This window comes from Bacteroides thetaiotaomicron VPI-5482 (genome assembly GCF_000011065.1).
GTDB classification, from domain to species: Bacteria; Bacteroidota; Bacteroidia; order Bacteroidales; family Bacteroidaceae; genus Bacteroides; species Bacteroides thetaiotaomicron.
Map to the genome: position 1 here is coordinate 1,322,576 of NC_004663.1, position 24,257 is coordinate 1,346,832.

16 protein-coding genes are annotated in these 24,257 nt (G+C 42.6%); 13 read left to right on the top strand and 3 right to left on the bottom strand.

Translation table 11 applies throughout. The annotated features are described in order from the left end of the window. The first annotated feature begins 15 nt into the window (after window positions 1–15). The 8 genes from BT_RS05250 to BT_RS05285 all read left to right on the top strand — a co-directional run bounded on the left by BT_RS05250 (window position 16) and on the right by BT_RS05285 (window position 12,611). Entirely contained in the window at window positions 16–1,110 is a 1,095-nt protein-coding gene (locus BT_RS05250; protein WP_008761680.1) for an endo-beta-N-acetylglucosaminidase family protein, read from the top strand. Window positions 1,111–1,128: 18 nt separating this feature from the next. Beyond that, complete coding sequence (locus BT_RS05255; RefSeq protein ID WP_008761679.1) at window positions 1,129–2,310, top strand: DUF1735 and LamG domain-containing protein; 1,182 nt, start codon at window positions 1,129–1,131, stop codon at window positions 2,308–2,310. Window positions 2,311–2,574: 264 nt separating this feature from the next. Then, window positions 2,575–5,322 carry a SusC/RagA family TonB-linked outer membrane protein gene (locus BT_RS05260; RefSeq protein WP_229077311.1) on the top strand — a complete coding sequence of 916 codons (2,748 nt, stop codon included), beginning with the start codon at window positions 2,575–2,577 and terminating at the stop codon, window positions 5,320–5,322. An 18-nt stretch (window positions 5,323–5,340) separates the two neighbouring features. Next, window positions 5,341–6,885 (top strand): SusD/RagB family nutrient-binding outer membrane lipoprotein, encoded by a 1,545-nt coding sequence (locus tag BT_RS05265; protein ID WP_011107596.1) that lies wholly within the window; start codon window positions 5,341–5,343, stop codon window positions 6,883–6,885. Window positions 6,886–6,909: 24 nt separating this feature from the next. After that, window positions 6,910–8,037 (top strand): glycoside hydrolase family 18, encoded by a 1,128-nt coding sequence (locus tag BT_RS05270; RefSeq protein WP_008763540.1) that lies wholly within the window; start codon window positions 6,910–6,912, stop codon window positions 8,035–8,037. 6 nt (window positions 8,038–8,043) lie between these two features. Next, the gene (locus BT_RS05275; RefSeq protein WP_008763539.1) at window positions 8,044–9,225 is read left to right on the top strand and encodes a DUF1735 and LamG domain-containing protein; all 1,182 of its coding nucleotides are present in this window, start codon (window positions 8,044–8,046) and stop codon (window positions 9,223–9,225) included. 64 nt (window positions 9,226–9,289) lie between these two features. Further along, a complete protein-coding gene (locus BT_RS05280) occupies window positions 9,290–10,159 on the top strand; it encodes a DUF4999 domain-containing protein (RefSeq protein ID WP_016267700.1) in 870 nt (289 codons plus the stop codon). 130 nt (window positions 10,160–10,289) lie between these two features. After that, window positions 10,290–12,611 (top strand): glycoside hydrolase family 20 protein, encoded by a 2,322-nt coding sequence (locus tag BT_RS05285; RefSeq protein ID WP_011107598.1) that lies wholly within the window; start codon window positions 10,290–10,292, stop codon window positions 12,609–12,611. A 59-nt stretch (window positions 12,612–12,670) separates the two neighbouring features. Here BT_RS05285 and BT_RS05290 read toward each other — a convergent pair whose 3' ends face one another. Continuing rightward, the gene (locus tag BT_RS05290; protein ID WP_008763536.1) at window positions 12,671–13,663 is read right to left on the bottom strand and encodes a FecR family protein; all 993 of its coding nucleotides are present in this window, start codon (window positions 13,661–13,663) and stop codon (window positions 12,671–12,673) included. 163 nt (window positions 13,664–13,826) lie between these two features. On the opposite strand from BT_RS05290, the gene BT_RS05295 reads away from it, so the two are divergent. The 5 genes from BT_RS05295 to BT_RS05315 are packed head-to-tail and all read left to right on the top strand — an operon-like array spanning window position 13,827 to window position 21,960. Then, entirely contained in the window at window positions 13,827–14,435 is a 609-nt protein-coding gene (locus tag BT_RS05295) for an RNA polymerase sigma-70 factor (RefSeq protein WP_008763535.1), read from the top strand. A gap of 19 nt (window positions 14,436–14,454) precedes the next feature. Continuing rightward, entirely contained in the window at window positions 14,455–17,628 is a 3,174-nt protein-coding gene (locus BT_RS05300; protein WP_011107599.1) for a UvrD-helicase domain-containing protein, read from the top strand. After that, the gene (locus BT_RS05305; RefSeq protein ID WP_008763533.1) at window positions 17,628–18,254 is read left to right on the top strand and encodes a radical SAM protein; all 627 of its coding nucleotides are present in this window, start codon (window positions 17,628–17,630) and stop codon (window positions 18,252–18,254) included. Before BT_RS05300 ends, BT_RS05305 begins: the two co-directional genes overlap by 1 nt. Then, complete coding sequence (locus BT_RS05310) at window positions 18,251–19,060, top strand: energy transducer TonB (RefSeq protein WP_008763532.1); 810 nt, start codon at window positions 18,251–18,253, stop codon at window positions 19,058–19,060. Before BT_RS05305 ends, BT_RS05310 begins: the two co-directional genes overlap by 4 nt. Before the next feature lie 35 nt (window positions 19,061–19,095). After that, window positions 19,096–21,960: a PD-(D/E)XK nuclease family protein gene (locus tag BT_RS05315; protein ID WP_011107600.1), complete on the top strand. Its 2,865-nt coding sequence runs from the start codon at window positions 19,096–19,098 to the stop codon at window positions 21,958–21,960. A gap of 124 nt (window positions 21,961–22,084) precedes the next feature. Here the strand turns inward: BT_RS05315 and BT_RS05320 are convergent, their stop codons facing one another. Together BT_RS05320 and BT_RS05325 are read right to left on the bottom strand one after the other, a co-directional pair. Beyond that, on the bottom strand, window positions 22,085–23,218 hold the full coding sequence (locus BT_RS05320) for a hybrid sensor histidine kinase/response regulator (RefSeq protein ID WP_008763530.1): 1,134 nt from the start codon (window positions 23,216–23,218) through the stop codon (window positions 22,085–22,087). Window positions 23,219–23,241: 23 nt separating this feature from the next. Next, entirely contained in the window at window positions 23,242–24,171 is a 930-nt protein-coding gene (locus tag BT_RS05325) for a UDP-glucuronic acid decarboxylase family protein (RefSeq protein WP_008763529.1), read from the bottom strand. Between the last annotated feature and the right edge of the window lie 86 nt (window positions 24,172–24,257).

Sequence of the window (24,257 nt, forward strand, 5' to 3'; positions counted from 1 at the left end):
TAAGAAAAGAAAATTATGAAATTATTAAAGTATTTGTGTATAGGTATATCTGCCTTAAGTATACTAAGCTGTTCTGACTGGACATCTGAAGAAAGAGAGGTTTTTGAGAATCAAGAAGGAATGCACCGTCTGATTCCCCTAATAGAAGCCCAAACCGAAGAAGATCTTACACCGACCATGCGTGAATATTTCGCTCAAATAAGAGAATATAGAAAAACTCCTCATGTGAAAGGCTTTGGTTGGTTTGGTAACTGGACTGGAAAAGGAAACAACGCTCAAAATTATTTGAAGATGTTACCCGATAGTGTAGATTTTGTATCTCTCTGGGGAACAAGAGGTTACCTTTCTGATGAACAGAAAGCAGATTTGAAATTCTTCCAGGAAGTGAAAGGAGGAAAGGCATTATTATGTTGGATTATTCAAGATTTGGGAGATCAGCTGACTCCTAAAGGATTGAATGCAACGCAATATTGGGTAGAAGAAAAGGGACAAGGAAACTTCATTGAAGGAGTAAAAGCATATGCAAATGCTATTTGTGATAGTATTGAAAAGTACAATCTTGATGGTTTTGATATTGACTACGAACCTGGATATGGACATTCCGGAACTTTAGCAAACTACCAGACAATCAGTCCTAGCGGTAATAATAAGATGCAGGTTTTCATTGAAACTTTAAGTGCCCGCCTACGTCCTGCTGGAAGAATGTTAGTTATGGATGGTCAGCCGGATCTCTTATCTACAGAAACTTCAAAATTGGTTGATCATTACATCTATCAGGCATACTGGGAATCAAGTACTAGTTCTGTAATTTATAAAATAAATAAACCGAATCTGGACGACTGGGAGCGTAAAACAATTATTACCGTTGAATTTGAACAAGGGTGGAAAACTGGTGGCATAACTTATTATACAAGTGTGCGTCCTGAATTGAACAGTATGGAAGGGAATCAGATTCTTGACTATGCAACACTCGATTTGCCCAGTGGTAAGAGAATAGGTGGTATAGGTACTTATCATATGGAGTATGACTACCCGAATGACCCTCCTTACAAATGGTTGAGAAAAGCCTTGTATTTTGGTAATCAGGTATATCCTGGTAAGTTCGATTAATATTAAAGAATGACTATTATGAAAAAGAATATTTATTTAGCTGTTCTGTTATTCTTAACAGGTTGTCAAAATGAGTTATATAAAAATCCTTTGGATGATTTTCAAAGTGAGCAAGGAGTATATATAGCTAATAACGGCGTATTACAAAGCTTTGTGGAAGAAGGCAAAGATGTGGAAATTAAAGGGCTGCAAGTAGCTTTAGCTGTTCAAGATACTAAAGAAATAAAAGTTACATTGGAGGCTGGTAATCAAGCTCAGTTAGATGCTTATAATGCTAAAAATGGAACTAACTATATAGTACTTCCTAAAGAGATGTATGAGATCTCACAGAAAATAACATTTATGCCTCTTTATGCAATGATGGATGTTCCTATTTCTTTGAAGAATGTAAAATTCTCACTAGAAGGTAACTATGCTTTGCCTATACGTATTACAGGAGGTGACGTGAATATTATCAGAGGGCAAGAAGAGACTTTACTTGTACTTGAGCAAAGAGTGAATACAAAAGCGCTCCGGATAAGTACAAGTGGAAGTGGTTCGGGGAGCGAGGATGATAAAATGTTCCCTAACGATTTCAAAGTTGATCAATGGACAATGGAAGTTATGGTCAATAGGGCTAGTTACAAAAGTAACAATCGTTCTATTTGTGGAACTAAATTGGTTGCCAATGCTGGTCCTATGGATGAGATTTATACTCGTTTCGGTGATGTAACTATTAACCCTAATCAATTACAAATTAAGACGGGAAGCTCTCAGATTGATGTTCCCGCTGACAAATTCTCTGCACAGCCTGACACTTGGTATATGTTAGCTTTCGTATATGATGGTCAAAAGAATTATGTATACGTGAACGGAGTGCTGGTTGCTGACCGGGAAATCAGAACAGGTCCTTATGGATTGATTGGCTTTTGGATTGGTGGTTCAAACGAGCTGATTCGTGAGGTTCGTTTTTGGAAAACGGCCAGAACTTCGCAAGAGATAGCTTCGAATATATGGAAGATGGTAAATCCTGACGATGACAATTTACTGCTTTATTATCCATTGAATGGGAAGAAGAGGGATAGTGCTACCGGAGAAATTACAGAGGATGAGACTCTGCTTTGGGACTGGAGTAAGAATGGTAAGAATTTACCCAAGCCATCAAGTTATTCTTTTGATGATAACAAAGGGAACGGGTTTATATTCCCACCGCAAGAATAGCAACAAACTACAATAAATTGTACATATAGAAAAGGCTGCCTTTGGAATGAGGCAGCCTTTGTTTTTACTATACATTGTAAATAATAACAACATAAATAAAGAGACAGAACTATCCACTCAACAATTCATATATTTACACAAATATACAAATTATCAAATACAAATATCAATGGTTATATTTAGTATGAGATGTTCTTCTCTCATACTACTCCGCATATCTCCCAATCAATCACGCTTGCCAACGCCCAACCCCTAAAAGTCACAATGGGTGAAGACACGCAAACCTTGGACGAAGTAGTAGTTACTGCGTTGGGTATCAAACGTGAACAAAAAGCGTTGAGTTATAATGTACAGCAAGTAAAGGGAGAAGCTTTAACAGCGGTGAAAGATGCCAACTTTATCAATTCGCTTGCAGGTAAAGTAGCCGGTGTGCAGATAAGCAGCGGTGCTACAGGTGCCGGTGGTGCTACACGTGTTGTAATGCGTGGTATGAAGTCATTGACCAAGAATAACAATGCTTTATATGTGATTGACGGTGTACCTATGTTTAACACCGGTTCAAGTGGTGGTGATGGTCAGTACGGATCAATGGGTGGTTCTGATGCAGTAGCAGACTTAAACCCGGACGATATAGAAAGTATAAGTATGATGACCGGACCGTCAGCTGCTGCCCTTTATGGCTCTGCCGCAGCCAATGGAGTAGTCCTGGTTAACACAAAGAAAGGGAAAAAAGAAAAGATATCACTTACTGTTTCCAATAGTACGACCTTCTCCAAGGCATATATTATGCCTGAGATGCAGAACAGATACGGAACAAGTTCAGGCTTGTTCAGCTGGGGAGATCTGACAGATAAAAGATATGATCCGAAAGACTTCTTCAATACCGGTAGTAATATCATAAACTCCATTACATTATCGACAGGAAGCGATAAAAATCAGACTTACTTCTCAGCTTCCACGACAAATTCAGATGGTATTTTACCAAATAACAGCTACAACCGCTATAACTTTACCGCACGCAATACAACTAACTTCCTGAATGATAAGCTGACACTGGATATCGGTGCGCAATATATCATACAGAATAATACCAATATGGTATCTCAGGGACAATATTACAATCCCCTACCCGCTTTGTATCTGTTTCCACGCGGAGATAATTTTGATGAAATCCGCCTGTACGAACGTTACGATACAAATTACGGATTTATGAAACAATACTGGCCTTATGGCGACGGCGGACTGTCTTTGCAGAATCCTTACTGGACTCAAAACCGCATCAGACGTACCTCTGACAAAAAACGCTATATGCTGAATGCCTCTCTGAAATGGAAAGTTACAGACTGGTTAAATATCACCGGACGTGTCAATTTGGACAACTCGGATTATCGTAACAAAACAGAAAAATACGCTTCAACACTTGCCACTTTCTGCTCTGTCAATGGTGGTTTTGAAGATGCTATGCGTCAGGAACGTTCTTTATATACCGATTTAATGGCTACTGTTGATAAAACATTCGGAGATTTCCGTCTGAATACCAATATAGGTATGTCACTTTATCACACTTCCATGCAGACAATCGGCTTTGCTGGTGACCTAATTATACCTAACTTCTTTGCACTGAATAATATTAATTACGCTGCAAACTATAAACCACTACCGGACGGATACGATGACGAAGTACAAAGTATATTCGCTAATGTCGAATTAGGATGGAGAAGTCAACTTTACCTCACGTTGACCGGACGTAATGACTGGGATTCCAAACTGGCTTTCTCCAATCAGTCTTCATATTTCTACCCTTCTGTCGGCTTATCGGCTGTACTGACGGAAATGTTCACTCTGCCTAAAATCATATCTTATGCAAAAGTACGTGGTTCTTACACAGTTGTAGCCTCTTCTTTCGACCGTTACCTGACTAACCCGGGATATGAATATAACAGCCAGACTCACAACTGGGCAAACCCGACAGTTTACCCGATGGACAATCTGAAACCGGAGAAAACCAAATCATGGGAAATCGGTCTGAACTTGAAGTTCTGGGAAAACCGCTTCAATCTGGACGCAACCTATTATCGTTCCAATACTTTAAACCAGACATTTAAAGTAGATATTCCCTCTTCCTCCGGATATAATAAGGCAATCGTTCAGACTGGTAATGTACAAAACCAGGGAATCGAACTGGCGCTCGGCTTCACCGACGAATGGGCAGGATTCAGATGGGCATCAAATGCTACTTTCACTCTGAACCGCAACAAGGTAAAACGTCTGGCAGGCGGTAGCACCAACCCTGTAACGGGCGAACTGATCGATATGCCAAACATGCCTGTAGGATGGCTTGGTAAAGAGAATGTAGCTCCCCGAGTAATCTTGACAGAAGGAGGTACAATGACCGACATATACGTGTACAATGAATTAACCAAAGATAATAACGGAAATATAAAAGTGGATGCTCAAACCGGAGGACTTAGTATGCATACGGCAGAGACTCCTACCAAAGTCGGAAATTTGAACGCTAACTATAATTTAGGCTGGACCAACAATTTCACTTACAAAGGAATCAATCTGGGAGTCGTACTTTCCGCACGTGTAGGTGGTCTGGCATACTCAGCCACGCAAGGTGTTCTGGACTACTATGGCGTATCAAGTATCACGGCAAATGCACGTGACAATAAAGGTGTACCAATGAATAACGGAAAAGTAGATACACAGAAATACTATCAGACCATCGGTACCGGTGAAGGCGGTTACGGAAGATACTATTTATACAGTGCCACCAATGTCCGTCTTCAGGAACTCAGTCTTAGCTATACACTTCCCAAGAAATGGCTGAACAATGTAGCCAATGTAACCTTCGGGCTTGTAGGACGCAACCTGTGGATGATCTATTGCAAAGCACCGTTTGACCCTGAATTGTCTGCTTCTACATCCAGTAACTACTATATGAATGTGGACTACTTCATGCAACCGAGCATGCGCAATATAGGATTTAATGTAAAAGTACAATTCTAAATTAATGAGAAAATTATTATGAAGAAATATCTAAGAAATATAACAGTCGGTACTGCTTTGGTATTAGTTGCCGGGAGTTGTACCGGTAATTTTGAAGAATACAACACCAATCAATTCCAGATTCATGAAGCTGACCCTTCTACTTTGATGAAGTCAATGATTGAGACGATTGTAAACATTCAACAGAATGACTCGCAGATGATGGATCAGATGGTCGGTCAGTTAGGAGGCTATCTGACATGTGCGAATGTATGGAGCGGCACTAACTTCGGCACATTCAATCAAAGTGATGCCTGGAATGCAGGTCCCTGGAATACTAATTTCGAGAAAATATACGGTAATTTCTTCCAGATACAGGAAGCAACTAATGAAAGCGGGCACTATTATGCTTTTGCACGTATGATACGGGCCATAACCATGCTGCGTGTTGCCGATTGTTACGGTCCGATGCCCTACAGTCAAGTGAAAAAAGGTAACTTCTATGTAGCTTATGACACAGAAGAACAAGTCTATAAGAATATAATGGAAGATTTTGCAAGCGCTGCCAACGTACTCTATAACTATTACAAAGATACCAATGGTAACGCACCGCTCGCCAGCAACGACCCTGTATTCAGCGGCAATTATGCCAACTGGGCAAGACTCGCAAATTCCATGCGACTGAGGGTGGCTATCCGCATCAGTACAGCATATCCGGAGATGGCAAAAGAAAATGCGGAAGCTGCCGCATCTCATGAAGCCGGACTGATCGAAGCAAATAATGACAATGCCATGATGGATTGCGGCTCGCAGACAAACCCTTACCAATTGGCAGCTGTAAGCTGGGGTGATTTGCGTGTCAATGCCAATATCGTTGATTACATGAACGGATACGGTGATCCGCGTATGTCTAAATACTTCAACCATTCAACATTCACTGGTCACACTCAGGAATATGTAGGCATGCGCTCCGGAGAAGATGGTTTTGCCAAAAGTGACGTTGCAGGTTATTCCATACCGGCCATCACAGGAACTTCAAAGCTATTGGTATTCTGCGCTGCTGAAACAGCATTCCTCCGTGCGGAAGGCAAACTGAAGAACTGGTCTGTCGGCAATAAATCGGCTAAAGAGTACTATGAAGAAGGAATCAAACTCTCCATGGAACAGTACGGCACAACAATGCCTGACAATTATCTGACAAATACCGAAAAACCGACAGTATCACATAATAATGATCCCAGAGGCCATGCATATACCATCTCCAACACCGTTGCCGTTGCATGGAATGACAACAATGAAGAAGAAAATCTTCAGCGTATCATTACTCAGAAATGGATAGCCAACTATCCGTTGGGACTGGAAGCATGGGCTGAATATCGCCGTACCGGTTATCCGGAACTCTATCCTTGCATCGACAATCTGTCTCCATCAGGAGTAGACAGCAAGCGTGGTATGCGTCGTCTGAGATTCCCTTACACGGAAGTACAGAACAACCATTCCAATTATCAGCAAGGTGTTTCGTATCTGAAAAATGGTGGTCCGGATAATGAAGCCACAGATTTGTCGTGGGGAAAAACTAATTAATATAACCTCCTAACTAGAATTAATATGAAAAAGAATTATTTACTATATTTTTTATTGTTAGCGTTGAGCACCCCAATATGGGTGAGCTGTAATGACTGGACAGAATCAGAAGCAAAAGATTACTTCGAAGGTCCTTCAGAAGAATACTATGCAGCCCTGCGCGCATATAAAAAGTCTGATCATCCCAAAGCTTTCGGATGGTTCGGCAACTGGACAGGCGAAGGCGCTTCATTAGTAAACAGCATGGCAGGAATCCCGGATAGCGTGGATGTCGTTTCCATCTGGGGGAATTGGTCGAATATTACAGAAGCGCAAAAGAAGGATCTCAAGTTCTGTCAAGAAGTAAAAGGAACTCGCTTCACCATGTGCTTTATCATCACTTCGGTAGGTACACAGATCACTCCACAACATATATATGACAATTGGGAGTCAATGGGATTCGCAAGCCAACAGGAAGCTGTTAATGATTTCTGGGGCTGGCCTTCGGACGAGTCTGATAAAGAAGCCGTCGAAGCATCTATCCGCAAATATGCAAATGCTATCGCTGATACGATCAACAAATACGGCTATGACGGATTCGATATCGACTACGAACCAAACTATGGTAATAAAGGTAACATTGTGGACGACGATGACAGAATGTTCATATTCGTAGACGAACTTGGCAAACACTTCGGTCCTAAATCGGGAACCGGCAAGTTATTGATCATTGACGGCGAACCGCAAAGTATAAAGAACAGACCCGATGTAGGCCCTTACTTTGATTACTTTATCATTCAGGCCTATAAACCCGGTAATGACAACAATCTGGACAAACGTCTGATAGACGGTGGTGTAGCAGGTCCGGGACTCGTTCAGACTTACGGTAGCGTAATGTCCGAAGAGCAAATCACAAAGATGACCATCATGACCGAAAACTTTGAGGCTGTAGATGCTGCTATGGATGGCGGATATCCTTATACCGACCGTTATGGCAACAGCATGAAATCTTTGGAAGGAATGGCACGCTGGCAACCGAAAAATGGTTTCCGTAAAGGCGGAGTAGGAAGCTATCATATGGAAGCAGAGTATCCGACAAATCCGGAATACAAGAATCTACGCAAAGCTATCCAGATTATGAATCCTTCTACCAAACCGTTAATTAAATATTAATTCACTATGAAACAGATTAAAAACATAAGAAACTTCTTGTTGATATCGCTTATCGCAGGCGGTACATGGATCGGCTGTGACGATGCGAATTATAGTACATTGGACACGCACGTCTTCTTCGAAGAAGCTTTAACTGCAACAAGCACCAAAGTGACTGTTATGGGCAGCGGTGAAACCAATGTCACACTGAACGCGCATATCAGCAATACACAACAGAAAGACAACAGCTATAGTCTGGCAATAGATCAGGCTGCTCTTGACGCATACAACAAGGCTAATGGTACAAACTACATCGCATTGCCGGAAACCCATTACACCCTTCCGGACAATATTACGATTAAGGCAGGTGCTTATAATGCAGATCCTATTTCCATACATATCAAAGCATTCTCCGAGGAAATGAATGCATCCGGTGAATCATATGCTTTACCCGTACGCCTGGTAGCCAAACAAGGTAGTATTGATGTAATGCCTGTTACCGGCAGCTTGGTGATTCTTGCCAATAGTATCATGGAATTTTCCGCCCCGCAATTTGTCGGAAGTACAGAACTCGTAGCCAAGAAATTCTCTGAAGCTCCTGAAACCTACAACGAGTTTACTGTCGAAGTTCGTTTCCAGGTAAGCAATACTGCCAATCGTAACCGTGCAGTATTCAGCACATCCGGCAGCGACGGCAAGAGCTTGTTATTGCGTTTCGAAGATCCGCAAAGCGACAATAGTGACCACAAAGCTCACTCATTAGTTCAGATTCAGACTCATGAAACCTATCTGAATCCGACCTACTCTTTCGAACCTAATAAGTGGCAACATCTTGCTGTGACATACAACGGTTCTAAATATCGTATCTATATTAACGGTAAAGACGGAGGTTCAAAAGACGTTGCCGGCGGACCTTGTATATTTGGTAATATGAGTTGGTTCAGTGGCGGTAGCTGGTGGAGCGGATGTAAAATCTTGGTAAGTGAAGCCCGTATCTGGTCTGTATGCCGGTCGGAAATTCAGATTCAGAACAACATGACTATCACAAGTCCAAAATCTCCGGGATTAGAAGCTTATTGGAGATTCAATGAAGGTAAAGGTAATGTATTTGAAGATGCTACCGGTAAAGGGCATACTATTACCACAACAGTCACTCCTGTGTGGATAGATAAGATTCTGTCTACAGATGAAGCTACTCCATGGAAATAAATGATGGTACAATTTTAATATAGTTACTATGAATAAAGTATTTCAATCAATAATCATTACACTCATGAGTGCAATGATCCCTTTCTTCTCATCTTGCAGCGATGATGATTCGGTCAACGAATGGGATATGAGCTATGTTTCTTTATTGCCGGCAGATTATTTGAGACCGACTCCTTCGTTTACACTAAAGCATGTGGAAGAAGAAGGTATTGAAGGCAGTGTTGAGTTTCAGTTTATGGCTACAACACAAAAAGCTGTTACCCAGGATATAAATGTACACTATAGTGTCACCTGTGATGGTATAGATGCAAACAAAATCAATCTGTCTGCCAAAAATCTGTTGATAAAAGCTGGTTCTACAGCTTCAGAACCGATTACTTTGAGCATCACAGACTGGAAGTATCTAGAAAATACCAAAGAAGCGCTTGAGTATACTCTGAAAATAAAAATCGCAGATATCGAATCAACATCGGCGGAAGTTACTAATGCAGCATACTATCAGGAAATAGTTCTGAAAATCTCTAAAACCGCAGAAAAGAAAAAGGAAAGTGTGCTACTGACCAACGTCAAAGACTGGATATTCACCTTTATGACCGGAGTAGAAAATTCGGCATCAAACTCTGTCGCAGGAACAGGAACGAATGACGTTGCTACAAATGGAGTACCTTTCTGGTTGACAGTTGACTTCAAAGAAGTTAAAAACGTCACAGGCGTTCAAACAACCCATTGGGGAGCCGGATATGCTCCTTCAAAAGTGGAAATATTCTCTTCGGAGAATGGAGATGACTGGGTATCCATCGGACAATGGGATACTAAAGGAAGAACTCAGACTATCACATTCGACGAGCGGGTTAAGACACGTTACCTGAAGTATCAGATGATTACTGTTCCCAGCCGCGTAGATATCACAAGGTTCTATATTTATGCATGGTAATAAGCGTATGGAATAAGTTTTCCATCAATTAAATATCGGACAAGAGCAGACTTACAAGAAAAATGTATAAGTTTGCTCTTGTTTTTATATAGAGCTACAATCCACCTTTAGCAAACATAAATTAGATAAAATGAAAAAACATCATCTATTAGGAGTCATTCTTTTATGCAGTGGACTATTTTCCTGTTCTTCAGGAGTTATTCAGCAGGCAAACTACGAAGTTATTCCTCTGCCTCAGGAAATCAAAATTACGACCGGAAGCTTTGTACTAAATGACCGTACTTCCATCGTCTATCCGAAAGATAACAAAGAAATGCAGCAAAATGCAAATCTGTTGGCGAAATACATTCATCAGATGTCCGGCAAAAAGCTGAAAGTCATTGACGAGCCAGTCACTTCAAACGCAATAATCTTAGCAACAGGTCTGAATGCAGACAATGCCGAAGCATATCAACTAAAAGTAACCCAAGACAACGTAACCATCACAGGTACTTCAGAAGCAGGAACTTTTTATGGCATACAGACTTTACGGAAGTCACTCCCAATTACAAACAAAGGAGACATAAGCCTTCCTGCTGCCGAAATTAACGACTATCCACGTTTCTCCTATCGCGGAGTACATTTAGATGTTTCACGCCATTTCTTCCCGGCCGACTCTGTCAAACGCTTTATTGATATGATGGCTTTACACAATATCAACCGTCTTCACTGGCATCTGACCGATGATCAGGGATGGAGAATTGAAATCAAAAAACGTCCGGAGTTGACCACTATCGGTTCCAAACGCTCGGAGACAGTCATCGGACATAATTCTGGAGAATATGACGGCATTCCCTATAGCGGTTTTTACACACAGGATGAAGCTAGGGAGATTGTAAAATATGCACAGGAACGCCATATCACAGTAATACCGGAAATTGACCTTCCGGGACATATGCAGGCTGCGCTTGCTGCTTACCCCGAATTGGGTTGCACGGGCGGCCCCTATGAAGTATGGAAAATGTGGGGAGTATCAGAAGATGTGCTCTGTGCAGGAAATGACAAGACACTGACATTTATAGAAGATGTCCTGAATGAAATTATAGATATTTTCCCATCCGAATATATTCATGTCGGCGGTGATGAATGCCCGAAGGTACGTTGGGAGAAATGCCCGAAATGTCAGGCACGTATCAAGGAACTGGGACTAAAAGCCGATAAAGGTCACACAGCCGAACAAAGGCTTCAGAGTTATATCATTAATTATGCTGAACAGTTTCTTAACGGCAAGGGACGTCAGATCATTGGTTGGGAAGAAATACTGGAAGGAGGACTGGCACCTAATGCCACTGTGATGTCATGGAGAGGTATAGAAGGAGGAATTGAAGCAGTGAAGCATAAACATGACGCAATCATGACACCCAGTTCATTCCTGTACTTCGATTACTATCAGACCATGGATACAGACAATGAACCGCCTGCTATCGGAGGGTATGTACCTTTAGAAAAGGTATATAGCTACGAACCGGTTCCTCAGATACTCACTCCTGAAGAAGCTAAGCATATCGTGGGCGTACAAGCCAACTTATGGACGGAATATACCCCTACTTATAGTCAGGTAGAATATATGGAACTACCCCGTATGGCCGCATTATCAGAAATACAGTGGACTATGCCGAAGAAAAAAGAATATGCGGATTTCCTGAAACGATTGCCCGGACTGATCGCTGTCTATGACATCAATCAATATAACTATGCCAAACATATCTTCCAGGTAAAGTCCCAATATATACCTGATACCGAAGCCAACGTATTGAATGTTGTTTTATCTACTATTGATAATACTCCGGTCTACTATACACTTGATGGCAGTGAACCTACAGCCAGTTCCAATATATACACGGACACACTGAAAATCGGCCAAAGCTGCACACTGAAAGCAATCACTATCCGTCCCAACGGCAGTAGTGCAGTGTTGAAAGAGGATATCAAATTCAACAAAGCCACCATGCAGCCGATCACCATGCAGCAGCCCATTAATGAAAAGTATAAATTCGAAGGAAAGAATACACTCATTGACGGACTGGCAGGAAGCAGAAATTACCGTACCGGACGATGGATTGCCTTCTATCAGAACGACCTTGAAGCAGTGATTGACCTGCAACAGGAGACTCCGATAAGCAAAGCATGGGTACGCACCTACGTAGAAATAGGAGAAGAAATTCTTGATTTACGCGAACTTTCCGTAGCCGTATCAAACGATGGGAAAGAGTATAAAGAAGTAAAATCCGAAGTTTACCCCGCCGTCAGTAAGGAAGATAAGAATGGCATCTATACCCATGAACTTTCTTTCGATACAGTGCAGGCACGTTATGTAAAAATAGCAGCCCGTCCGGAATATAACATACCGGCATGGCATTGGGGTAAAGGAAGACCGGCATTTATATTCGTAGATGAAATAGGGCTGGAATAAAACTTAAAAAGGTATGTCGCTGGGCGACATACCTTTTTTTAACATTCTCTTTATCCTCTTTATTTTTTAGACAATCGAATAATCCGTCCTTCCTTCTTATAGCTGAAGTGATTTGTATGCATCAATACATTCAATATTTCGTCCGGAAGATTATCAGTAGAGAATTCACCGGTGAACCGTTCGGTCTTCAGACTTTCGTCATCATACACAAACTTCAAGTCATACAGTTTCTCCATAATATTTGTAATCTCCAGCAATGAATGTTGCTTAAATTTCAATTTTCCGTTAATCCACAGAAGAACTTCGGTCGGCTCGGCATATTCTATTAATTCAGCCTGATAGGTCGTTGTATTAATGTTCAACGTTTGTCCCGGTTTCAGCAGATAGCCATTATTGACGGTTCGTGGAGATTCCATTCGTACAGAACCTTGCAACAGAGTGGTCACTACCCTGTCCTCTTCTTCACGTGCCCGTACATTAAACTTTGTACCCAATACACAAGTCTTAATATGCTTCGTATTTACAATGAATGGAGCATGCTTGTCACGAGCCACTTCAAAGTAAGCCTCGCCCGACAAATCAATCTGTCGATCCGTACTCCAGAAAGAGTTACGGTAAATAAGCTTCGTAGATGCATTCAGCCAAACCTTACTACCGTCCGGAAGCACTGTTTGCGCTCTCTGTCCACCGGTAGTCATCACTGTATAATCAGAAAGTTTATTGGAAAGCAATCCCCACGCAATTCCGCCTGCGAAAACAAGACCTGCCAGAAAAGCGGCTGTCGCGGACGCATAACGTCCCCATCGAACCGATATACTTCTTCGCTTGGCTTTTTTCTCCTTTTCACGTACGAGCGACTTAAACTTCGTCAGTGACGCTTCTGTGTCTACAGCATCCATCACTGCCATACGGTCGCCTACAAAAAGGGTATAATATAGCTGCTCTAGTATTTGTCGGTTTTCCGGTGCTTCTTCACACCATAGTTCTACCTGCTGACATTCTTCGTCATTGCATCCTCCCCTCAGGTAGTTCATCAAGATAGATTCATCCATGTTCAATCATCCTTTTACTATAAAAAAATATAATACCTCTGTTATTAATACAGTTGGCAGCGCAAATATACTAAACTAAAAAAGAAAAAAATATTTTCTCCCGTTTTATTTCGTTTCTTTCATTGCTTTCATTATTTTTGCTCTGCATAAAAAATAATGAAGAATGCAACAACCTCCTATATACCTAGATATTAACAATAATAAATCTATCATCAATGCCTTGAAAGCAGGCGAAGAATATGTATTCGACGCTGTCTACAGGTATTATTTCCGTAGATTGTGCGCCTTTTGTTCGCAATATGTCAGCGAGCAGGAGGAGATTGAGGAGATTGTACAGGACACGATGATGTGGTTATGGGAAAACCGCTGTAGTCTTATGGAAGAGCTTACATTGAAAACGCTTCTCTTTACTATTGTCAAAAACAAAGCTCTGAACCGTATTTCCCATTTCGAGATCAGACGAAAAGTACATCAGGAGATTACAGAAAAATTCGAGAAAGAATTCGACAATCCTGACTTTTATCTGGAAAATGAGTTGTTCCGCCTTTATGAGAATGCTCTGAAACAGCTTCCCAAAGATTATCGGGAAGCATACGAAATGAATCGTAATCACCGGATGACCCATAAAGAAATTGCAGAAAAGCTGAACGTCTCTCCCCAAACCGTTAACTATCGTATCGGACAGGCTTTAAAGCTATTACGCATTGCCCTAAAAGACTATTTGCCTTTATTTATTCTTTATTTCGGGCTTGACATATTCAAACAATCATGAAACAATTCATATCAAAAGCATGAGTGAACTCCTAGTCTATAAAGCCTCGGCAGGTTCAGGCAAAACCTTTACCCTTGCAGTGGAATACATAAAGTTGCTGATACTGAATCCACGTGCCTACCGGCAGATTCTCGCTGTTACCTTTACCAATAAGGCAACAGCAGAAATGAAAGAACGTATTCTCAGTCAGCTATACGGCATTCAGATCGGCGACAAAGATTCCGAGGCCTACCTGAACCGCATCAAAGAAGAAACAAAGAAGACAGAACAGGAAATACGGGAAGCCGCAGGAATCGCCCTCGGATATATGTTGCACGACTACAGTCGTTTCCGTGTAGAGACCATCGATTCTTTTTTCCAGTCCGTCATGCGCAATCTGGCACGTGAGCTGGAACTCAGTCCGAATCTGAATATCGAACTGAACAATGCGGAAGTACTCAGTGATGCGGTGGACAGCATGATTGAGAAACTGGGTCCCACCTCTCCTGTCCTCGCATGGCTGTTAGACTACATCAACGAACGAATAGCTGATGACAAACGCTGGAATGTATCGGATGAAGTCAAAAATTTCGGGCGCAACATCTTCGACGAAGGATATATAGAAAAAGGTGAAGGTCTCCGCCAGCGCCTCCGCAATCCGGATACCATCAAAGAATACCGCAAGCAGCTGAAAGCATTGGAAACAGAAATCCTGGAGCAAATGAAAGGATTCTATGACCAGTTTGAAGGAGAACTGGAAGGACACGCCCTTACCGCAGATGAACTAAAAAACGGTTCACGAGGAATCGGCAGCTATTTCCGTAAGCTGAACAATGGCATTCTAAGTAATGACATCCGCAATGCCACTGTAGAGAAATGCCTGGAAGATGCCAAACACTGGGCTACCAAAACATCTCCACGGTTTGCCGATATTATTGATCTTGCGAAATCCAGCCTGATGCAGATACTGGAGGATGCGGAGAAGCTGCGTTCTAAAAACAATCTCCTGCTAAATAGTTGCCGGCTTTCCCTGCAGCATCTCAACAAGGTACAGCTTCTCGCCAATATCGACGAAGAAGTGCGACAGCTGAACCATGACAACAACCGGTTCCTTTTATCAGATACCAATGCCCTGCTCCATCAACTGGTTAAGGACGGAGATTCCTCTTTCGTGTTCGAAAAGATAGGAACCAACATCCGCAATGTCATGATCGACGAGTTTCAAGACACCAGCCGGATGCAATGGGGAAATTTCAAACTGCTCCTGCTCGAAGGGCTTTCACAAGGAGCAGACAGCCTGATAGTAGGAGACGTCAAACAGTCCATCTACCGCTGGCGAAACGGTGACTGGGGAATCCTTAACGGTCTGAACGACCGCATCGAGCATTTCCCCATCAAGGTAAAGACCTTAGCCACCAACCGGAGAAGTGAGACCAATGTCATCCGGTTCAACAACCAAATATTCACTGCTGCCGTAAATTACCTGAACGAAGTATACAAAAAACAGTTGGGTAAAGATTGCGATGATCTTCAGAAAGCCTATGCCGATGTGGTACAGGAATCTCCGCGAAGTGTACAGAAAGGATATGTCAAAGCCACTTTCCTGGAACCGGACGAAGCGCATGACTATACAGACCAGACGCTGATAAGTCTCGGTGAAGAAGTAGAGCATCTGCTTTCTTCCGGTGTACGGCTGAATGACATAGCTATCCTTGTACGCAAGAACAAAAGTATTCCCCGCATCGCGGACTACTTCGACAAAGAGTTACATTATAAAATTGTATCAGACGAAGCCTTCCGCCTCGATGCCTCTCTTGCCATCTGCATGATGATAGACGCACTGCGATTTCTATCCGACGAGAGCAATAAAATTGCACGGGCCCAACTGGCAATAGCCTATCAGAACGAAGTTCTGCAAAAGAATCTGGACTGGAACACCCTTCTGCTCCTTCCGATAGAAAACTATCTGCCGCCCGCATTTCTTGAAAAGCAGAAAGAACTCCGTCTCATGCCTCTCTACGAATTGCTGGAAGAACTATTCAGCATCTTCAAAATGAGTCACATTGAAGAACAGGATGCCTATCTGTTTGCCTTCTTCGATGCCGTAACGGATTATTTGCAAAGTAACTCCTCGGAGCTCGACGGTTTTATCCGCTACTGGGATGAGACGCTGTGCAGCAAAACCATTCCCAGCGGTGAAGTGGAAGGTATCCGAATCTTCTCCATCCACAAATCCAAAGGATTGGAATTTCATACAGTACTCCTTCCCTTCTGCGACTGGAAACTGGAGAATGAAACGAATAACCAACTGGTATGGTGTGCCCCTCAGGAAGCTCCGTTCAATGCCATGGATATCCTTCCCATCAATTACTCGACACAAATGGCCGAATCTATCTATGGGAACGATTATCTGCTGGAACGTCTTCAACTGTGGGTAGACAATCTCAACCTGCTTTATGTAGCCTTCACCCGTGCCGGAAAGAATCTGATCATCTGGAGCAAGAAAGGACAAAAAGGAACCATGTCCGAACTGTTGGCCAATACACTGCCTGTAGTTGCCCTCAAAGAAGGCCTCGACTGGGAGGAAGATTGCTATGAACAAGGAGAACTCTGTCCTTCGGAAGAAGAAAAAGCAAAAACTTCGACCAATAAACTGACTCAGAAGCCGGATAAGTTGCCTGTCCACATGGAGTCCATGCGTCATGAGATTGAATTCCGTCAATCCAACCGCTCCGCCGATTTCATTCAGGGGATCGAGGAAGAAGAATCGGATGACCGTTTCATTCATCGCGGACGTATGTTGCACACGCTATTTTCTGCCATAGAAACAGCAGAAGATATTGATCCGGCTATTGAGCGCCTCATTTTCGAAGGGGTCATCGCCAGCAGCGAAAAGGCCGAAGAAATACGGGAAGTAGCCCGAAAAGCATTCTCCTCCCCGGAGATTCAGAACTGGTATTCGGGTGAATGGACTCTGTTTAACGAATGTGCCATCATTTACAAAGAAAAAGGGGTGTTGCAAACCCGACGTCCCGACCGTGTAATGATGAAAGACGGTCAAGTAGTTGTAGTTGACTTCAAATTCGGTAAAGAGAACCTCCAATATAACAAACAGGTAAAAGGATATATGCAACTGCTTACTAAGATGGGATATAAAAATATCACCGGCTACCTGTGGTACGTAGATGAAGAGCTAATTGTAAAAGTGAAATAATGAAAGCCGCACCGCTCATAGGAATTAGCCGCCATCGGCTCAGTACTGATGGAGAGGGAGTCACTACTCTGGTGGCTTTCCATGGTTGCCCGCTGCGCTGCAAATATTGCCTCAATCCGCAATCTCTGCACTCAGAAGGTATATGGAAGAACTATGACTGCGAGCAGCTTTATGAGGAAGTCCGACAGGATGAATTATACTTTCTAGCCACTAACGGAGGCATTACATTCGGAGGCGGAGAACCTTGTTTACAGAGCGATTTCATTTATGAATTCCGTCAACTCTGTGGACAGGAATGGCAGCTTTCCGTAGAAACGTCACTCAATGTAACGCAAGAGAATATAGAGAAACTAGTACCTGTTGTCGATTCTTATATCATCGATATCAAAGACATTAATAATACCATATACCAGAAGTACACCGGAAAAAATAATGAAAAAGTCCTGCATAATCTTCAATATTTGATTGAGCACGGAAAAAACGAACAAATCATTGTCCGTACCCCCGTCATTCCCGCATACAATACAGAGAACGACGTCGATAATAGCATCCGTTTACTGAAAGAAATGGGAATCATCCAATTCGATCGGTTTACTTATAAAACACCTAACAATTGTCAGCCATGAAACGAGGAAAACAAACCTGCAAGATATTAAAGGATATCCGCAGACAAATAGCAGAAGCTAATGATATTGAGTTCATTACTTCCGAGTGTCAATATCAGGGTGATTGTCTGGGCACTTGTCCCAAGTGCGAAGCCGAAGTACGTTATCTGGAACAACAGTTGGAACGTAAACGGATGGCTGGAAAAGCCATAACTATATTGGGGATATCTGCCGGACTGGTAGCAATGGCACCGATGACTTCATGTAGTAGTTCTCCTAATAAAGGAACTAACCAGGAAACTATCAGTGACTCTACCAATGCTAGTGTAATGTTTGGAGAAATATGCCCGACTCCTGTAGAAGATACTATACCTATGGTAGAGAAAGATACAGTAAACAAACAAGAATTACCTGAACTACCCCAAGAGATGGGATTAATTGAGATTACTCCTATATCAGGTGATATAATAACGGTAAAAGACTCGCTTTCTGAAAAAGATTCGCTTACCGATGTATTAGAAGTGGCTGCTGTCATGCCTGAATTTCCGGGAGGAGCACGAGAACTAATGAAATTCATTAGTGCAAACATAAGATACCCCTCAATGTCCCAGGGAGGTGTATGTCAAGGCCGCGCCATTGTACAATTTATCGTAGATAAAGAAGGAAATATAGTTCAACCCAAAGTTGTACGTGGTGTAGATCCTTATCTGGATAAAGAAGCATTACGTGTCGTCGGTCTTATGCCTAAATGGAAACCGGGAGAACTGGATGACGGAACGAAAGTAGCCGTCCGCTTTACGATTCCTGTAATGTTCAGGCTGCAATAAACAAATATCTAAGATAGAAAAAACTTATAATTGATATGCAATCATTTCTCCAACTAGTCGCTCACGATTTATATGCCAAGATAGGAAACGATCTGTCTCGTACAGTACTCGTCTTCCCTAACAAGCGTGCCAACTTATTCTTCAACGAACATCTGGCAGGAGAATCCGACCAACCGATCTGGTCTCCTGCCGCAATGAGTATCAGCGACCTGTTCAGGAAGTTATCTGTACAGAAAGCGGGTGACCCTATCCGGTTGGTCTGCGAACTATATAAAGTATTCCGTGAAGAAACAGAAAGCCAGGAAACACTGGACGACTTCTATTTTTGGGGCGAGCTGCTGATCAGCGATTTCGACGATGTAGATAAAAACCTGGTAGATGCGAATAAGCTCTTCAGTAACTTGCAGGACCTGAAGAATCTGATGGACGATTATGAATTCCTTGATAAAGAGCAGGAAGAAGCGATTCAACAGTTCTTCCAAAACTTCTCTATCGAGCGTCGTACCGTACTCAAAGAGAAGTTTATCTCCCTTTGGGACAAACTGGGTACTATCTACCACCGCTACCGTGAGAACTTAGCAGAACTCGGAATAGCCTATGAAGGAATGCTATATCGCAATGTAATCGAGCAACTCGATACCACCCGACTGAAATACGACAAATATATTTTTGTCGGCTTCAACGTGCTCAACAAAGTAGAGACCAAGTTCTTTCAGCTATTACAAGATGCGGATAAAGCCATGTTCTACTGGGATTACGATCTCTTTTATACCAAGCAAATAGTCAAACACGAAGCCGGAGAATTCATCAACCGTAATCTGAAACTATTCCCGAATGAATTGCCCGAAAGTTGTTTCGACACTCTGCGGAAGCCGAAGAACATACGCTATATCTCCGCTTCTACCGAGAACGCGCAAGCCCGCTTTCTTCCGGAATGGGTACAAAGTACTCTTTCCACTGCCAACGAAGAAAAAGAGAACGCCGTAGTCCTCTGCAACGAAGCCCTGCTGCTTCCCGTACTCCACTCCATCCCGCAAGAAGTGGAGAACGTCAACATCACGATGGGTTTCCCGCTTGCACAAACTCCGGTATACAGCTTTATTAATGCCGCTATGGAATTACAAACGAACGGCTACCGTACCGCTACCGGACGTTTCACCTACGAAACCGTATCCGCTATACTGAAGCACCCATATACCCGTCAGCTATCCATCAACGCTGAACCTCTGGAACGGGAACTGACCAAGACTAACCGCTTCTACCCGCTCCCTTCGGAACTGAAAATGGATGATTTCCTGATCAAACTTTTCACTCCCCGAAGCGGCATCAAGGAGCTATGCGACTACCTGACAGAATTAATCAAAGACATCTCCCTTCTCTATCGGGAAGAAAGCGAGTACAACGATATCTTCAATCAGCTATACCGGGAATCCCTCTTCAAGAGCTATACCACCATCAACCGTCTCTATAGCCTGATAGAAACCGGAGAGCTGAATGTACGCACCGACACACTAAGACGCCTGGTCAGCAAAGTGCTGACCGCCTCCAACATTCCTTTCCACGGTGAACCTGCCATTGGTATGCAAGTCATGGGAGTACTGGAAACCCGTAACCTTGACTTTCGCAATATCATCCTTCTCTCTCTCAACGAAGGACAATTGCCTAAATCAGGAGGTGATTCTTCCTTTATTCCCTATAACCTCCGGAAAGCTTTCGGTATGACCACCATCGAACACAAAAATGCGGTCTATGCCTATTATTTCTACCGACTGATACAACGGGCGGAAAACATCACCTTGCTTTACAACACTTCTTCCAATGGGCTGAACCGTGGAGAAGAATCCCGTTTCATGTTACAATTGCTTGTAGAAGGGCCTCACAAGATTACCCGCGAATATCTTGAAGCCGGACAATCTCCTCAAGGTACAACAGATATCAGCATAGAGAAAACTCCGGAAGTATTCGAACGACTTCGCTGCTCTTATGATTGTTCGAATCCCCAATCGTATATACTTTCTCCTTCAGCCCTCAACGCCTATCTCGATTGCCGGCTGAAATTCTATTACCGTTATGTAGCCAGACTAAAAGCACCGGACGAAGTCAGTGCGGAAATCGACTCCGCATTGTTCGGAACCATCTTCCACCTCTCCGCCCAATTAGCTTATACAGACCTGACCGCTAACAGGAAAATAATACAAAAAGAAGATTTGGAACGCTTGCTGCGCAACGAAGTCAAACTACAAAACTATGTTGACCTCGCTTTCAAGCAAGAGCTTTTCAAGGTTCCGGCAGACGAAAAGCCCGAATATAATGGCGTACAACTCATCAACTCCAAAGTAATCGTCTCCTATCTGAAACAACTGCTGAGGAATGACCTGCAATACGCCCCCTTCGAAATGGTCGCCATGGAAAAACCTGTTGCCGAAAAGATAACGATTCAGACCGGTCAAGGTCCGATCACCCTCCGATTGGGAGGAACCATCGATCGTATGGATGCCAAAGACACCACCCTGCGTATTGTAGACTATAAAACCGGAGGAAGCCCCAAGACGCCTGCCAACATCGAGCAACTGTTTACTCCGTCGGAAACGCGTCCCAACTATATCTTCCAGACTTTCCTGTATGCTGCCATTATGAGCCGGCAGCAGTCTCTGAAAGTAGCTCCTTCCCTTCTCTACATCCATCGGGCAGCCTCTGAAAGCTATTCGCCCGTCATTGAAATGGGAGAGCCACGCCAACCGAAGATTCCGGTCAACAACTTTGCCTTTTTTGAAGATGAATTCCGAGAACGTCTGCAAAGACTATTAAAAGAAATATTCGATGAGAATGAGCCTTTCACACAGACAGAAGATACAAAGAAATGTGCTTATTGTGATTTTAAAGCCATTTGTAAACGATAAAATGCTGAAAGAATAATTTATAACTATCAAACAAAACCTGTCCTGTTATTCTGAGCTGTCACTACTTCTCTAAAGTAATGTGCTTAGAAAACAGGACAGGTTTTTATCTTATATCGAACTTATATTAGCTTTCCAACAACGGAATCGAGAAACTGAACGTAGAACCTTCTCCTTTCTTCGAAGTGAACCAGAGCTCACCTCCGTTCTTAGTAACAAAGTCCTTACAGAGCAGCAGTCCGAGTCCTGAACCTTCTTCATTATTTGTACCGAAAGTACTGAAATGCGTATCGGTATGCAACAATTTCTTCTGATTTTCTTCATCAATACCACACCCGCTATCCTTCACGCTAACTATCGCCATGCTATCTTCTTCTCTCAGTGATACCAAGACTTCCGATCCCTCGTTACTGAACTTGATTGCATTACTTATCAAGTTACGGATAACTGTCTTAATCATATCAATATCCGCACGTACTTCCATACGATCTTCAGGTATTTCCACAGCAATGTGGATATTCTTCAGCCCGGCTACCATTGTAAAGATCTCGCTCACTCCTTCCACTACTTCTACCATATCGATATTCTGGTAAACAACTTTCAGCTTACCAATCTGACTCTTCGTCCACTTCAATAAGTTGTCGAGTAAGGAAAATACATCCTCTGTTGTCTGATTGGCCATTGTCAGCAGTTCATACATTTCAGAGCCGATAGTTTCACTCGGTAAGTTCAGAATCAGCATATTGAGCACCATCTTAATAGAGCCCATAGGCGAACGCAGGTCGTGTGCAATCACAGAGTAGAGTTTATCACGTCCTATGATAGTCTTGCGCAACTCTTCTGTTTGTGCTATGATAATTCGTTTGGCTGCCACCAACGAGATCTGATGCGTTACACGAATAATCAGTTCCTCTTTATTAAACGGTTTGGAAATAAAATCGTTACCGCCCACCTGAAATCCTTTCACGATATCCGCCGTACTATTCAAAGCAGTAAGAAAGATCACTGGAATTTCGCTCATTTCTTCATCGGCCTTCATTTGCTGGGCTACTTCGAAACCGCTGATATCCGGCATCATCACATCCAGCAACACAAGATCAGGTTTTTCTTTCTTCACCTGCTCCAAAGCCTGAGTTCCATTGCCTGCTGTTACAATATTGAACTTCTCATTGGTCAGAAGCACCTTCAGCAGAAGGACATTTGAAATTACGTCGTCCACAATAAGGACCTTATATTCGGAAGGATTAATTTCCACATTCATATCATTCTATTTTTTATGTTACATCAGACATTTTTAAAATACTCAATCATACGCTTCAGCCCATCTTCCAGCTCGACGGTAGGCTGCCATCCCAGTTTCTCTTTTGCCAGTTTTATATCCGGCTGACGCTGTTTCGGATCATCGGTCGGCAGAGGTTTAAAAACTATCTTCGAAGTAGAGCCAGTCATCCGGATCACTCTTTCCGCCAATTCAAGAACCGGAAACTCATTCGGATTTCCAATATTTATCGGACCCGTAAAGTCATCCTCCGTATCCATCATCCGCACCATTCCTTCTATCAGGTCATCGATATACTGAAAACTGCGTGTCTGTTTCCCATCACCATATATCGTGATATCTTCATTATTCAGCGCCTGTATGATAAAGTTTGAGACCACACGACCATCATTAGGAAGCATTCTCGGACCATAAGTATTAAAGATACGAATGATCTTGATGCGAGTCTGATTCTGGCGGTAGTAATCCATAAACAAGGTTTCAGCACATCTCTTTCCTTCATCATAACATGAGCGATAACCTACCGGATTCACATTTCCCCAATAGCTTTCCGGCTGAGGATGAATAATTGGATCACCATACACTTCGCTAGTGGAGGCTTGCAGTATTTTGGCATCCAGTCTCATCGCCAGTCCGAGCATATTGATAGCCCCCATCACAGATGTTTTGGCAGTTTGAATCGGATCATGTTGGTAATGAATGGGTGACGCCGGACAAGCCAGATTGTAAATTTCATCCACTTCGGCAGAATAAGGATAAGTAACGTCGTGTCTTACAACTTCAAAATGATGGTTTCCCATCAAATGCTTTATATTGTCCTTAGAACCTGTAAAGAAGTTATCCAAACATATAACGTCGTGTCCCTCATTTACAAGTCGAGTACAAAGATGCGAGCCTATAAATCCAGCCCCGCCACTTACCAATATTCTTTTCATCTTCTAATTTTAACTATTGTTTTTCAGAGAAGAGAACTTCCCCGTCTTGTTTATAGAGGCAAATGTAAACGATTTGCTCATAATAT

Excerpts from the sequence above, each read along its gene's own strand:
- BT_RS05250 (WP_008761680.1), top strand. The coding sequence starts at position 16 with ATGAAATTATTAAAGTATTTGTGTATAGGTATATCTGCCTTAAGTATA.
- BT_RS05280 (WP_016267700.1), top strand. The coding sequence starts at position 9,290 with ATGAGTGCAATGATCCCTTTCTTCTCATCTTGCAGCGATGATGATTCG.
- BT_RS05255 (WP_008761679.1), top strand. The coding sequence starts at position 1,129 with ATGAAAAAGAATATTTATTTAGCTGTTCTGTTATTCTTAACAGGTTGT.
- BT_RS05270 (WP_008763540.1), top strand. The coding sequence starts at position 6,910 with ATGAAAAAGAATTATTTACTATATTTTTTATTGTTAGCGTTGAGCACC.
- BT_RS05315 (WP_011107600.1), top strand. The coding sequence starts at position 19,096 with ATGCAATCATTTCTCCAACTAGTCGCTCACGATTTATATGCCAAGATA.
- BT_RS05260 (WP_229077311.1), top strand. The coding sequence starts at position 2,575 with ATGGGTGAAGACACGCAAACCTTGGACGAAGTAGTAGTTACTGCGTTG.
- BT_RS05290 (WP_008763536.1), bottom strand. The coding sequence starts at position 13,663 with ATGGATGAATCTATCTTGATGAACTACCTGAGGGGAGGATGCAATGAC.
- BT_RS05275 (WP_008763539.1), top strand. The coding sequence starts at position 8,044 with ATGAAACAGATTAAAAACATAAGAAACTTCTTGTTGATATCGCTTATC.
- BT_RS05285 (WP_011107598.1), top strand. The coding sequence starts at position 10,290 with ATGAAAAAACATCATCTATTAGGAGTCATTCTTTTATGCAGTGGACTA.
- BT_RS05295 (WP_008763535.1), top strand. The coding sequence starts at position 13,827 with ATGCAACAACCTCCTATATACCTAGATATTAACAATAATAAATCTATC.
- BT_RS05300 (WP_011107599.1), top strand. The coding sequence starts at position 14,455 with ATGAGTGAACTCCTAGTCTATAAAGCCTCGGCAGGTTCAGGCAAAACC.
- BT_RS05305 (WP_008763533.1), top strand. The coding sequence starts at position 17,628 with ATGAAAGCCGCACCGCTCATAGGAATTAGCCGCCATCGGCTCAGTACT.
- BT_RS05310 (WP_008763532.1), top strand. The coding sequence starts at position 18,251 with ATGAAACGAGGAAAACAAACCTGCAAGATATTAAAGGATATCCGCAGA.
- BT_RS05325 (WP_008763529.1), bottom strand. The coding sequence starts at position 24,171 with ATGAAAAGAATATTGGTAAGTGGCGGGGCTGGATTTATAGGCTCGCAT.
- BT_RS05265 (WP_011107596.1), top strand. The coding sequence starts at position 5,341 with ATGAAGAAATATCTAAGAAATATAACAGTCGGTACTGCTTTGGTATTA.
- BT_RS05320 (WP_008763530.1), bottom strand. The coding sequence starts at position 23,218 with ATGAATGTGGAAATTAATCCTTCCGAATATAAGGTCCTTATTGTGGAC.